Consider the following 12996-nt stretch of genomic DNA (forward strand, 5'->3'; position numbering starts at 1 on the left):
CTGCCTCGCCCAAAACGCAAGAAGGCGGCTCTGTCGCCAGCCGCCTTCCCGATTCTCTGTCGTTTCGCGACCCTACTCGGCCGGGACGATCTTGCCGTCTTCCCACTTGTAGAGCGAGAAGGCCTGCGAAGTGAGGTCGCCGGTTTCGCCATAGGTGACCTTGCCGATCGCGGTTGCGATCGGTTCGCCGCTCTTCAGCGCCGTTGCGACGGCTTCCGCATCTTCGGCGCTTCCGGCCTTCTCGATGCCGGCCTTCAATACTTCGACGGCCGCATAGGCGTTGAGGGTAAAGGCTTCGGCCGGAATGTTGGCGGCGGCGAGCGCATCGGCGGCTGCCTTCGAGTCCGGGTTCTTCAACGCATCGGAGGCATTGGTGAAGACAGTGCCGGCCGCGGCTTCGGTGCCGATCGTCCAGAACTCGGTGTTCGACAGGCCGTCGCCGCCGATCAGCGTCGCGTTGACGTTGACGTCGCGCATCTGGCGGACGAGCAGGCCGGCCTCCGGATGGTAACCGCCGAAGTAGACGACGTCGACGTTCTCGGCCTTGAGGCGGGTGGTCAGCGCGCTGAAGTCCTTGTCCCCAGGCGTGAGTGCGTCGTTGAAGACTTCAGTGATGCCGCCTTCGTTCAGCGTCTTCTTGAAGGCGTCGGCGAGACCTTTGCCGTACTGGCCCTTGTCGTTGATGATGGCGATCTTCTTGCCCTTGAACGCGCCGAGCACGTATTTCGCGGCGACTTCCGCCTGCTGGTCGTCACGGCCGCAGGTGCGCAGGATGTTGGTGAGGCCGCGGTTGGTGAGGTCCGGGGCGGTAGCGGTCGGCGTCACCATGAGGACGCCGTTTTCGGCAAGGACGTCGGAGGCCGGAATGGCGACACCCGAGGTCACCGGGCCGACGACGAAGCGGACGCCTTCGCCGACCAGCTGGTTCGCTGCCGAAACGCCCTGTTTCGGTTCACCGGCGTCGTCGGCGACCTTCAGGACGACCTGCTCGCCGAGAATGCCGCCGTTCTTGTTGATTTCCTTGACGGCGGTTTCGGCGCCGTTCTTCACCTGCTCGCCATAGGCGGCGACCGGGCCGGTCAGCGGTGCGATCAGGCCGAGGACGATTTCGGCATGGGCTGCTTGTACGAATGCCAGCGAGGCAACCAGGGCGGTGCCCGTCAAGAGTTTCAGGTTCATTTTCGTCTCCTTGGATGGGCCCTTCGGCCCGGGCTCGGCACCGTTCGTCTCCCGCGGCTTCCGGTTCGGGAACTGCCGGATCGGTGCTTCGTTGATGGCTATCGAAGTCGCGGATGCGACAATAGCGTGAAAGGCGAGGAAAGGTAACATGCCTTGCGTGCAAAGGCGCGCCGGCGGGGTAGCCTCCCCCGCCGGGCGGGGGAGGGATCTTGTGGATCAGATGTTGTTCAGCAGAACCTTGCGGAGCTTGCCGAAGAGTTCGTCGATCTGCTCCTTGGTGATGATCAGCGGCGGCGACAGGGCGATGATGTCGCCGGTGGTGCGGATCAGCAGCCCGTCTTCATAGGCCTTCAGGAAGGCGTTGAAGGCGCGCTTGGTCGGCTCGCCGGCGATCGGGGCGAGCTCGATTGCGCCGATGAGGCCGATATTGCGGATATCGATCACGTTCGGGCAATCGCGCAGCGAATGGAGCTGTTCTTCCCAGTAGGGAGCAAGCTCGGAGGCGCGGGTGAGCAGCCCTTCGTCACGATAGGTGTTGAGCGTGCCGATGCCGGCCGCGGACGCGATCGGGTTGCCGGAATAGGTGTAGCCGTGGGCGAACTCGATGAGATGTTCGGGGCCGGTCATGAAGGCGTCGTGGATCTCGGAGGTGACGAAGACGGCGCCCATCGGGATCACGCCGTTGGTGAGGCCCTTGGCGGTGGTGATGATGTCCGGCTTGACGTCGAAATACTGCGTGGCGAACGGCGTGCCGAGGCGGCCGAAGCCCGTGATGACTTCGTCGAAGATCAGCAAGATGCCATACTTGTCGCAGATTTCGCGCAGGCGCTGCAGGTAGCCCTTCGGCGGGATCAGGACGCCGGTGGAGCCGGCGACCGGCTCGACGATGACGGCTGCGATGGTCGAGGCGTCGTGCAGGTTAACCAGACGTTCCAGATCGTCGGCGAGGTCCGCACCGTATTCCGGCTGCCCCTTGGTGAAGGCGTTCTTGTCCGGCTGGTGGGTATGGCGGATATGGTCGACGCCGGTCAGCAGGGTGCCGAACATCTTGCGGTTGCCGACGATGCCGCCGACCGACATGCCGCCGAAGTTGATGCCGTGATAGCCGCGCTCGCGGCCAATCAGGCGGGTGCGGGTGCCTTCACCCTTCACGCGCTGGTAGGCGAGTGCGATCTTCAGCGCGGTGTCGACCGACTCGGAGCCAGAATTGGTGTAGAAGACGTGGCTCATGCCGTCCGGAGCAATGTCGACCAGCCGGTTGGCGAGCTCGAAGGCCTTCGGATGGCCGAGCTGGAAGGCCGGTGCGTAGTCGAGTTCGCCGGCCTGCTCCCGGATTGCCTCGGTGATCTGCGGACGGCAGTGACCGGCGTTCACGCACCAGAGACCGGCTGTGCCGTCGAGGACCTGTCGTCCATCATGCGTGGTGTAGTACATATCCTTCGCCCCGACGAAGAGGCGCGGCGCTTTCTTGAACTGCCGGTTGGCGGTAAACGGCATCCAGAAGGCGCGCAGATCGTTGGGGGTGGAATTCAGGCGGTTGGACATGATGCTCTCCATGGCCGTTGATTTTGCGGGCGGCCATTTCCCGATTGGCTGCAAAACTGCCGAAAAAAGCGAATGGCAGGGCCAAATTATCAAGGCATGGACAAGCGTCAACCCGGCATCACAAAACGTCATGGATGCCCTGTTTTCCGGTTATGGGTGCGCTCGGAAACTCGCTGGAAAGGGCGGGCTTTCAGCGGGATTGACGACCATCCTTCGCGCCTCCCGCGATCGCCGTGAAAAACAATGGCCGGCAGATCGTGGATCCACCGGCCAGCGTCATTAGCATGCTCGTCAGTTGAAATCGCCGCTGTATCGAACGCGGGCGTTCAGTGCCCTTTCGACAGCTTCTTCGTCCCCCTCATGTGGGCTTCTTGCTTATGCGGCCGTCTTGTTAGCATTTGCCTCGCAATAAATGTCTTCCAGCGTCTCAAGAATCTTGATGACGGATTCCGACGAACTGGAATAATAAATCGTCTGCGCGTCGCGCCGTGTCTTCACGAGCTTCTGCGCACGCAACTTCGACAGATGCTGGGACAGCGCCGACTGGCTGAGCCCGACCTGGGTTGCGAGAACGCCAACCGGCACCTCACCCTTGACGAGGCTGCAGAGGATCATAAGTCGCTTGGGATTTGCCATCGCGGACAGAAGTCCTGCAGCAACGGTTGATTGTTCGGACAATGATTTGGTTTTCATACGTTCAGTCTTCCCTATGTACGCCACCTTCCAGTTGCGAAAGTGTCGTTTACAATCAGTCAATTAAGCCGCAACGAAACTCTAGCGATCCAAGAAAAATTGTATATGCCTAAATTTAAGGTATCGGTTTTTCTGTATTAGTCAGAGCTGATAACAGGTCCTTGCGCCTAGTAATTAAGCTACTGAATTCGTAACGAATGAGTGAATCTCCGCATATCAGGTCGATTCCGGCCATGTCGAGCCCGCAAAACGCCCATTTTCCGGGCTTTTGACCGCATTTGGCGGTGGCGATCGCATTGGCCAGATCCGGTGCCATTTTAGCTAAATCTTGTAGTGCCTCCGACTCGTTCCCGGCAATGTCTCCCGCCTCCGGCGCGACGATCCGGAAGTCTTCGCCGGTCAGGAGGTAGGCGCGGCCGAAACCGCCGTTGAGGCTTGCCGACTGCGGCACGAGCCGGAAGAAACCGAAGTCGCCGAAGTCGATGTAGAGCCCGGACTTCGGATGGCGGGCGATGAAGCGCGCCCGCAGCCGCCCATGCTCGGGGCTGTCGCGATCGATGGCCTCGGCGAGGCACTGGACCGTCACGCGGGGATGGGCGAGGGGGTCGCCCTTGCCGGGAACGCCCGCCAGCAGCGAGGCGCGCGGATCGTTCTTCAGGGCCCGCGTGTGCGCCGAGAGCGCCGAGACGAGGATCACCGCCGAACCGTCTGTATCGGTTCCGAGCAGCACGCGGCTCACGACGGGAAATCCCGTTTCCGGATCGAGGACGGCGAGGGCGACATACCGGGCCGAGCGCAGCAGCCCTCGGGCGAGCCTGCGCGCCTCGTCGTCGGTTTCCCGAATGACCGATGGTTTGTCTGTCATGTCTTCCGCCCGCCTCTCCTCTGCGAAAGGCCGGCGGCAGTCACCCCGTCGCTCGCACGACGCCCGATCCGTACCGGTGCCGCCGAACGCTGCGACACCGACGCTTGTCTTCGCGCCGTTCAGCCTCTCTGCCGGTGCCTCGTCAGCCCGGCCACGATGTCTTCGGCGGAAATCGATCCGATGACCGCGCCGTTGTCAACCACGCCGATTGCCCCAGGTTGACGCGCCATCGCGTCGAGGATGTCGACGAGCGGCGTTTCCGGCTTTGCCGTACCCATCACAGCGCTGCGTGTGGCGGTTCCGTCGATGCCCATACGCATGACGTCGCGAGCGGTCAGCATGTTGATCGGGTTCATGTGCTGGACGAAGTCCGCGACGTACTGATCGGCGGGATTTTTGACGATCTCCTGCGGCGTGCCGCACTGGATGATGCGTCCGCCCTCCATGATGGCGATGCGGTTGCCGATGCGGAAGGCTTCGTCGAGGTCGTGGCTGACGAAGAGAATGGTCTTCTTCAGGCGGCTCTGGAACTCGAGCAACTCGTCCTGCAGGCGGTTGCGGATCAGCGGGTCGAGCGCGGAGAACGGCTCGTCCATCAGAAGGATCGGCGCGCCGGTGGCAAAGGCACGGGCGAGGCCGACACGCTGCTGCATGCCGCCCGACAGTTCCTGCACCTTGCGGCCCGCCCAGGCCGTCAGGTTGACCAGTTCGAGCTGCTCGCCGACGATTTTGTGGCGTTCGGCATCCGGAACGCCGGCGAGCTCGAGGCCGAAGCCGACGTTCTCGGCGACCGTCCGCCAGGGCAGGAGGCCGAATTGCTGGAACACCATCGACACGGAATGCATGCGCAGGTCGCGCAGTTCGGCGGGGTCGCACTTGTAGGGATTGGTGAACTTGCCCCGGTTGGACACGCTGACGTCGCCGCGCACGACCGGCGCGAGCGCGTTGACGGCGCGCAGCAGCGTCGACTTGCCGGAGCCCGAGAGCCCCATCAGCACCAGGATTTCACCTTCCTCGATGGTGAGCGAGGCATTGGCGACGCCGAGCACCAGGCCGGTCTCGGTGCCGATCTCGTCGCGCGTCTTGCCCTTGTCGACCAGTGCAAGCGCCCGCTCCGGGTTGGCGCCGAAGACGATGGAGACGTTGTCGAACTTGACCGCGGTCATCATGCGTCTCCTTCGTCGGAAGACCGGAATATACGGTCGAGAATAATGGCCAGGATGACGATGCAGAGACCGGAATCGAAGCCCTTGGCGATGTTGACGGTGTTCAGCGCGCGCACGACCGGCACGCCGAGCCCGCTTGCACCGACGAGCGCGGCGATGACCACCATCGAGAGCGACAGCATGATGGTCTGGGTCAGGCCGGCCATGATCTGCGGCATCGCGAAGGGCAGTTCGACCTTGCGCAGCACCTGGGAGGGCGTGGCGCCGAAGGCCTGGGCCGCTTCAACGAGCGACGGCGGCGTCGAGATGATGCCGAGCCGGGTGAGGCGGATCGGAGCGGGGATGGCGAAGATGACCGTCGCGATGAGGCCGGGGACCATGCCGAGGCCGAAGAGAATGAGTGCGGGGATCAGGTAGACGAAGGTCGGGATCGTCTGCATGAGGTCGAGCATCGGGCGAACACCGGCATAGAGCCACGGACGGCGTGCGCAGGCGATGCCGATCGGGACGCCGACCACCATCGAGACGCCGGTCGCCGCGAGCACCAGCGCCAGCGTTTCCATCGTCTCTTTCCAGTAGCCCTGGTTGTAGATGATGAGAAGGCCGATGAGCGTGAAGGTCGCGACACCCGCTGAACGTCTGACGAACCAGGCGACCGCCGTGAAGACGAGGATCATGAAGAGCGGATAGAGGTCTTCGAGCGCGGTCCCTTTCAGGTACGGTGCCTGCAGGACGAAGAGCATGGCGTTGATGGACGCGTTGAGGATCGCGGCAATCGCATCGAAGAAAATCTTAAGGTTGGTGGTCAGCCACGCGACCACTTCCTTCGCTCCAACCCCGATCGGGATCTTGTAGTCGGTCAAGAAGTTCATGAATGTTCCCGGAATCTGGCGCCAAACAAACGCTCATAAAGCTCGCGCGGGAATGGTGCCATTCCCGCGCGCTTGTTTCAACGAACCGATCAGAAACCGATCGCCGACTTCGCCGCTGCAAGAGCGTCGCCGCCGTCCTTGGTGGTGACGCCGGCGAGCCAGGGTTCGACCGCCGAACCGTTTTCCTTCAGCCATTCGGTCGCGGCGGCTTCCGGATCCTTGCCGTCATTGAGGATCTTGCCCATCACGACGTTTTCCATGTCGAGCGAGAAGACGAGGTTCTTCAGGAACTTGCCGACGTTCGGGCACTCGTCGAGATAGCCGGCGCGAACGTTGGTGTAGACCGAGGCGCCGCCGAAGTTCGGACCGAACGTCGCGTCGCCGCCCGTCAGGTAGGTCAGCTTGAAGTTGGAGTTCATCGGGTGCGGAGCCCAGCCGAGGAAGACGACCGGTGCGCCTTCCTGTTCGGCGCGGGCGACCTGGGCCAGCATGCCCTGTTCGGAAGACTCGACCACTTCGAAGCCTTCGAGACCGAAGTCGTTCTTCTCGATCATCTCGAGAACGAGACGGTTGCCGTCATTGCCGGGCTCGATGCCGTAGATCTTGCCGTCGAGTTCATCCTTGTGCTTGGCGATGTCGGCGAAGTCCTTGATGCCGAGCTCGGCGCCCTTGGCGTTGGTGGCGAGCGTGTACTTCGCGCCTTCCAGGTTCGGGCCGAAGGATTCGACGGACTTGTCGTCGATGTAGGGCTTGATGTCGTTGCTCTGGCTCGGCATCCAGTTGCCGAGGAACACGTCGATGTCCTTGTTCTTCATCGAAGTGTAGGTGACCGGAAGCGAGAGCACGGTCACCGAGGTGTCGTAGCCGAGCGACTTCAGGATGACCGATGCCGTGGCGGTCGTCGAGGTGATGTCCGTCCAGCCGACGTCGGAGAAGCGAACCGTGGAACAGCTCTCCGGCTCGGCGGCGAAGGCCGAGGCGGTTCCGAGCACAAACACGGCGGCAGCCGTGGCCATCGAGAGACGGCGCAGTTTGGTCTTTTGCATTGGTGGTACTCCCTTTTGTTTTTAATGTTCCCAAGTCAACAATCTATACAGCACAAAAGCAAGCGCACCTGCGTGTTTGCGCCGCCTTCCCCACCCCCTTTGCGACGTTCCAAAATTTATTCGCCCGGAAAGCGCGCCGGGCGCCGCCTGCCGAAAAAGCTGTGATTCTCCCCTCTGCGGGCTTCCATTCGGGCGAGCTTTTCCCGAAAGCGGCGGTGATCGGAGACGCAAGCATGGCAAAGCTCTATTTCAACTACGCATCGATGAACGCGGGCAAGTCCACGATGCTCCTCCAGGCCTCCTACAATTACCAGGAGCGAGGCATGCGCACGGTGATCTTCACCGCAGCCTTCGACGACCGCGGCGGTGCGGGCAAGGTCGCTTCCCGCATCGGGCTTTCGACGGATGCGCTGACCTTCGACGCGCGAACCGATCTCTACCGCGCTATCGAGGAGCTTGCCGGCGAGGGGGCACTCGCCTGCGTCTTCGTGGACGAGGCGCAGTTTCTCACCGAAGCACATGTCTGGCAGCTTGCACGGGTCGCCGACCGGATGTCCATTCCGGTCATGGCCTATGGTCTGAGGACCGACTTTCAGGGGCGGCTTTTCCCTGGCTCCATGGCGCTGCTTGCGCTTGCCGACGAACTGAGGGAAATCCGCACGATCTGCCATTGCGGTCGCAAGGCGACGATGGTCGCCCGCTACGATGGCGCCGGAAACCTCATCCGGGAGGGGGCGCAGATCGACGTCGGCGGCAACGAGAAATATGTCTCCTATTGCCGCCGGCACTGGGATGAGAAGTTCAACTGCAGCTGAATTTTCGAGGATCTCGGAGGCTTGCCCGCCGCCGCGGCAACCCGTCCAGTGGCAAAGGCCTTAAAATCGTCTATCTTCCCGTCGTCACTGGTTACCCAGGGGCATCAACGACGTGGAGAGAGGTATTCTATGAAAATCAACTGTCTTGTCCTGGCCGCTGCGCTGGTCCTGCCTGCAGGTTTCGCCGCTGCCGACGGCGACCCGGTTGCGGGCGCCAAGGTGTTCAAGCAATGCGCTGCCTGCCACACGGTCGACGGCAAGAACAAGGTCGGTCCGACGCTTCAGGGCGTGGTTGGCCGTCCGGTCGCCACCGTCCAGGGGTTCAAGTATTCCAAGGCCATGACCGAATTCGGAGCTGACGGCAAGACCTGGACCGAGGACCTTCTGAAGTCCTACCTTCCCAAGCCGCGCGAACTCGTGAAGGGCACGACGATGACCTTCGCGGGTCTCAAGAAGGAAGACGACATCGAGAATGTCATCGCTTACCTGAAGGACCCGGCCGCGGCGAAGTAAACCGCGCCTACGGTATTGGAGCGAAGCCTCGTCACCCGCCGGTGACGGGGTTTTTCTTTGCGTGCGGCCCGGTGCCGGGCAGGAGGTCGGGCACGCGGAACGGGTCGGGTCGGAGATTTCTGCTGATCTTCGGCCGTCCTCCGTGCTAACCGTTGATCGGTCGGCAGACGACAGGAGGCAAGGGCGATGGCGAGGCTTCAGCTTTTCGACGCCAAGGTCGAGAGGGTCCGCGCTGCCTTCGAGGACCTGCGGCGTGAGACGGCGCACGCGATCGATCTGCTCGGGAGAATCGCATCGGCCGAAACGGCAATCGATGAAGCCGAGCTCGACATCGAAAACAGCCGCGTAGCCGAGGTCGTCCGGCATCAGGAGCCGATCCTGGCCACGGCCGCCGACCTCGTCCTTCTCCTCGATGAAGCGACCGGGGACACTGCCGTCGCCTTCGACGGCATGAAGCGGTTCACGCGTTTCGAGCACTTTGTCTCGTTCTTCTCGGTGCGAAAGGCCCGAAGAATGCGGCATGTGCGCATGGAGGAGCATTCGTTTTCCGCAAGCCTCGGGGACCTGCTTTCGAAGTCCGGCGCAATTCTTCACCTGCTCGAGGGCGAGCGCGCGATTGCGCGCGACGAGCAGCAGAAGGCGGAGGCGGACCTCGTCCGTCTGATCGAACGCCGGAAGGGAACGGCTCGTCTGCTCGACCTTCAGGCGGCGCAGGCCGGAGACGCCGGGCTCTTTGCCGAAGAGGCACTGCTGGAGCGTTCCACGTCGATGTTCCGGACGCTGGTCGAGGCGCTGAACGACAGGCTTGCCTCCCTGCAGACGCTGCTCGCCAAGCTGGCGGTCGATGGAAGGCAGCGCCTCCTTCTCTGCCGGGCGGTGGAAGGCTGGGGCCTCGCGGGTGTCGGGCCGGAGGTCGGAGGTGACGTTCACGCCGCCGGTGCAGGCGGAGAGGCTCGCGACATCCTGCGTGGCAAGGCCCGCTCCGACGATGCCTTCGCCCGCCGTTTCGGCGGGGTTCTGGAAAAGCACGGCGCGTCCGGTTAAGAGTTCGAGAGGGGCGGCCGCGTCGTGCGCGGCTGCGGTGTGTCGGCGCTGTCGGACGACATCGCAAAGGATGAGTTCAGGGGGACAAATGGCGAAGCTTGTATTGGGACGCGCGCTCGCAGGAGATGGTGACGGATCGTCGGTCGGCGGAAGCCGCCGGGCGAAGATTCTGCTCTACCTCGCCGTTGCGGCTCTGGTCGCCGTTGCGGCGAGCAAGTCGTTCTACACGGTCGACGAGGGCGAACGGGGTGTGATCCTGCGGACGGGTGCGGTGGTCGGCACGGCCGAACCGGGGCTCGGCTTCAAGATCCCGTTCCTCGACCGGATCGTGAAGATCAGCGTCCAGAGCCGTGCGCAGATCTACGAGCAGGTCGAGACCTATTCTCGCGACCAGCAGGCCGCGACGATGAAGCTTTCCGTCAACTACCGGCTTCCGGCGAACGAGGTCGAGCGCATCTATGCCGAATACGGCAGCGAGGACGGCGTGGTGCAGCGCCTGATCGACCGGCGCGTCTTCGAACAGGCGAAGAACGTCTTCGGCAAGTTCAACGCGGTGACCGCCATCCAGGAGCGCATGCGGCTCAATTCCGAGACGGAAAACGCGATCCGCGATGCGGTGAAGGGACCGGTCCTCATCGACAGTGTGCAGATCGAGAACATCGACTTCTCGGACGCCTACGAACAATCGATCGAGAACCGCATGCTGGCCGAGGTAGAGGTGCAGAAGCTCCGGCAGAATGCCGAGCGGGAAAAGGTGCAGGCGGAGATCACCGTGACCCAGGCCAACGCCCAGGCGCAGGCCGTTCGCGCGCAGGCCGAGGCACAGGCGGCGGCGACGCGGCTTGCCGGCGAGGCGGAAGCCGACGCCATCCGGGCGAAGGGGGCGGCGCTGCGCGACAACCCGGCGCTGATCGACCTCATCGCTGCGGAGCGTTGGAACGGCCAGTTGCCGGCGACTATGATTCCGGGCTCAGCCGTTCCCTTCATCGGGACCAAGTAGGGGCGGTTTCTCCGTACCGCGTCCTCTGCCGACTGGCGTCACCCGAGCTTGCGGGGGACGCTGTGTCGCGCTTGGTCTCGGCGGAAGCTGCTTCTATGATGCTGTCAAAGGCGATCGGCGGGTGCTTAGCCAGGCTGTTGCATCCCGCCCCGCGGCGACATATCTGCTTGACGAGAGAAAGTGTTCGCCAAGTCTGCGACGGCACAAGGAGACGACCATGCTTGATCCGATCATCGCGTTCTTCCACCGTGTGTTCAGCGCTGTCGGACGGGGCGTGGGGCTGGTGGTCGCAGCGCTGCTCTGGCCGTTCCTCGCGGTCCATGGCTGGTATTCGCGCCGCACCTGGCTGATCCGCGGCCCCATTCTCCTGTTCCTGGCCATCGTCGTCGCCTTCTATGCCCAGTTCTTCTGGCGCACCCAGGTCTGGTACAACTTCGATCCGGAATTCGTTCAGGCCTACAAGTTCGAGGAGCGTGCGGTTCCCGCCGGTCAGCCGATCGCGGAAAAGCCCGGCACCTGCGAAGGCTCCGCGATCGTCAGCGTCGTCTCCGACCTCACCGATACCAACGTCAACAAGAACACCTGGATATCCTCGACGCTGTTCTACAAGCTCGGCCTTTTCGGCGTCGACTGGGACCACACGCCCTTCTTCGACAACAAGGCGTCCTTCCAGCGCGGCGTGAACCAGGTCGCCCGCCGCATGGCCATTGAACTCGTCGACAATCTCGGGCGCGTGCGAGGCACCTCCAGCATCAACAACGATCTGCAGGAAGCCCGCGGCAACATCCAGTTCGACGAGGGAACCTGGTACTTCGGAACCAGTCCGTTCGGCTTCAAGACGCCGACTCCGAGCTTCTATCGCGCGGCGATCCGCAACTGGGCGAAGTTCAATGCGGATCTCGCCTCCTGCAAGGCCGTCTTCGACCCGCGCGCCGACAATCTCGTCCAGCTCCTCGACCGCATGGCGAGCGATCTCGGCAGCACCTCCGACATCCTGCGTCGCCGCTCCGAGGAGTTCAACGCCGGCTGGTTCGATACGCGCGCGGACGACCGTTTCTGGTTCGCATACGGTCAGCTTTACGGCCAATATGCCATGCTGCGGGCGGCGCGTGCCGACTTCGTCGACGTGATCCGGGAGCGCAACCTGACGGCCATATGGTCGGAGATGGAAAAGCAGCTGCAGGCGGCGCTGAAGATTCAGCCGGCGATCATCTCGAACGGAAGCGAGGACGGCTGGATCATGCCGACGCATCTCGCCACCATGGGCTTCTACCTGCTTCGCGTCCGCTCGAACATGGTGGAACTGCGTTCGGTGCTCGACCGCTGAGGCAGGCGTCGGGACCCGGCGGGACAGGCCTCGCCGGGAGACGCGATACAAGGGGCGTCAGATCAGCTTTAGGCGGATCGCCTTGGCGACGAGCTGCGTGCGGTTGACGCAGTCGAGCTTCTTGATCGCGTTCATCATGTAGGCGTTGACCGTGTGGTCGGAGAGGGACAGGATTTGCCCGATCTCCACCGATGTCTTGCCCTGTGCGGTCCATCGAAGCACTTCGAGTTCGCGCGCCGAGAGAAGATTGGCGCAGGCCTTCTCGGCACGGCGAATGCGGTCGAACATGTCGAAGGCCTGCAGCGTGATCATGCTCAATTCGTTGATTTCCGCCTGCGTCAGTCGCGGACGGCTGCCGTCATAGCGGAAGTAGTAGCGGCTGGAATCGACCGAGGTCAGCGGAAAGACGAGGCCCATCTTCAGGCCGTATTTCCGTAGGAGATCGAACATGACCGGCGGAAAGTCGAAGTCGCAGGCGCCGTCGTCATCGACCGTCCAGCATTGCGGCATGACCGACCGGCTGAGTTGCGGCAGGACCGGGCAGTAGCGCAGCAGGCGGTTGCTGTCGAATTCTCGGATGTATTGTGCAGGAAGTGTGGTCTCGAGGAAATGCGGGGCCAGGAACTCGTCGTCCGGGGACGGGGTGGTGAGCACGGAGACATGCTGCAGCCCGAAACGCTCTGCGACCCTCATCATGCATTCCATGAAGCCGGAACGTGTTTCTATGCTCGAAATTTCGCTGCTGAGAAGCGACTGTCGTTGGGCGGCTATCATCTGACGGGGTTCGAATTAGACCTGTTGTAATGTTAACTTTAACGAATATAGCAGAACGATTGAAAAGTCAGCTTTTTTTAGCGGTGTCGTTAACCGGTGATAAGAGCAATTTTAGGGTGCTTCAATTTATCCTTAAATTCCAATATGTTATCTTTTC

General features: G+C 62.5%; 14 protein-coding genes. 6 read left to right on the plus strand and 8 right to left on the minus strand.

Annotated elements, in window-relative coordinates:
- Positions 1 to 72: 72 nt before the first annotated feature.
- The gene (locus EUU22_RS12305; protein ID WP_129332277.1) at positions 73 to 1179 is read right to left on the minus strand and encodes a branched-chain amino acid ABC transporter substrate-binding protein; all 1107 of its coding nucleotides are present in this window, start codon (positions 1177 to 1179) and stop codon (positions 73 to 75) included.
- 216 nt (positions 1180 to 1395) lie between these two features.
- Positions 1396 to 2724 (minus strand): omega-aminotransferase AptA, encoded by a 1329-nt coding sequence (gene aptA, locus EUU22_RS12310; protein WP_129332278.1) that lies wholly within the window; start codon positions 2722 to 2724, stop codon positions 1396 to 1398.
- Between aptA and EUU22_RS12315 the strand changes: the two genes are divergently transcribed.
- A complete protein-coding gene (locus EUU22_RS12315; protein ID WP_129332279.1) occupies positions 2723 to 3007 on the plus strand; it encodes a hypothetical protein in 285 nt (94 codons plus the stop codon). The genes aptA and EUU22_RS12315 overlap by 2 nt on opposite strands.
- A 92-nt stretch (positions 3008 to 3099) precedes the next feature.
- On the opposite strand, the gene EUU22_RS12320 is transcribed toward EUU22_RS12315, so the two are convergent.
- The 5 genes from EUU22_RS12320 to EUU22_RS12340 form a co-directional block, all read right to left on the minus strand.
- Positions 3100 to 3417: an ArsR/SmtB family transcription factor gene (locus EUU22_RS12320; protein ID WP_129332835.1), complete on the minus strand. Its 318-nt coding sequence runs from the start codon at positions 3415 to 3417 to the stop codon at positions 3100 to 3102.
- 115 nt (positions 3418 to 3532) lie between these two features.
- Entirely contained in the window at positions 3533 to 4282 is a 750-nt protein-coding gene (locus tag EUU22_RS12325; protein WP_129332280.1) for a HugZ family pyridoxamine 5'-phosphate oxidase, read from the minus strand.
- A gap of 119 nt (positions 4283 to 4401) precedes the next feature.
- Entirely contained in the window at positions 4402 to 5448 is a 1047-nt protein-coding gene (choV, locus tag EUU22_RS12330; RefSeq protein ID WP_129332281.1) for a choline ABC transporter ATP-binding protein, read from the minus strand.
- Positions 5448 to 6320: a choline ABC transporter permease subunit gene (gene choW / locus EUU22_RS12335; protein ID WP_129332282.1), complete on the minus strand. Its 873-nt coding sequence runs from the start codon at positions 6318 to 6320 to the stop codon at positions 5448 to 5450. The genes choV and choW overlap by 1 nt, the downstream gene beginning before the upstream one ends.
- An 89-nt stretch (positions 6321 to 6409) precedes the next feature.
- Positions 6410 to 7366 (minus strand): choline ABC transporter substrate-binding protein, encoded by a 957-nt coding sequence (locus EUU22_RS12340; RefSeq protein WP_129332283.1) that lies wholly within the window; start codon positions 7364 to 7366, stop codon positions 6410 to 6412.
- Between the two features lie 233 nt (positions 7367 to 7599).
- Here EUU22_RS12340 and EUU22_RS12345 point away from each other — a divergent pair, with 233 nt between their 5' ends.
- The 5 genes from EUU22_RS12345 (at position 7600) to EUU22_RS12365 (ending at position 12065) form a co-directional block, all read left to right on the plus strand.
- Positions 7600 to 8181, plus strand: coding sequence for a thymidine kinase (locus tag EUU22_RS12345; protein WP_129332284.1), 582 nt, complete (start codon positions 7600 to 7602; stop codon positions 8179 to 8181).
- A gap of 129 nt (positions 8182 to 8310) precedes the next feature.
- A complete protein-coding gene (locus EUU22_RS12350; protein ID WP_129332285.1) occupies positions 8311 to 8694 on the plus strand; it encodes a c-type cytochrome in 384 nt (127 codons plus the stop codon).
- Positions 8695 to 8880: 186 nt separating this feature from the next.
- A complete protein-coding gene (locus EUU22_RS12355) occupies positions 8881 to 9738 on the plus strand; it encodes a hypothetical protein (protein WP_129332286.1) in 858 nt (285 codons plus the stop codon).
- 88 nt (positions 9739 to 9826) lie between these two features.
- Positions 9827 to 10738 (plus strand): prohibitin family protein, encoded by a 912-nt coding sequence (locus tag EUU22_RS12360; RefSeq protein ID WP_129332287.1) that lies wholly within the window; start codon positions 9827 to 9829, stop codon positions 10736 to 10738.
- A gap of 217 nt (positions 10739 to 10955) precedes the next feature.
- Positions 10956 to 12065 (plus strand): DUF2333 family protein, encoded by a 1110-nt coding sequence (locus tag EUU22_RS12365; protein ID WP_129332288.1) that lies wholly within the window; start codon positions 10956 to 10958, stop codon positions 12063 to 12065.
- Between the two features lie 57 nt (positions 12066 to 12122).
- On the opposite strand, the gene EUU22_RS12370 is transcribed toward EUU22_RS12365, so the two are convergent.
- On the minus strand, positions 12123 to 12839 hold the full coding sequence (locus EUU22_RS12370; RefSeq protein ID WP_129332289.1) for a helix-turn-helix transcriptional regulator: 717 nt from the start codon (positions 12837 to 12839) through the stop codon (positions 12123 to 12125).
- Positions 12840 to 12996 lie beyond the last annotated feature (157 nt).

The sequence above is a fragment of the Ciceribacter ferrooxidans genome (genome assembly GCF_004137355.1).
In the GTDB taxonomy this organism is placed as follows: domain Bacteria; phylum Pseudomonadota; class Alphaproteobacteria; order Rhizobiales; family Rhizobiaceae; genus Allorhizobium; species Allorhizobium ferrooxidans.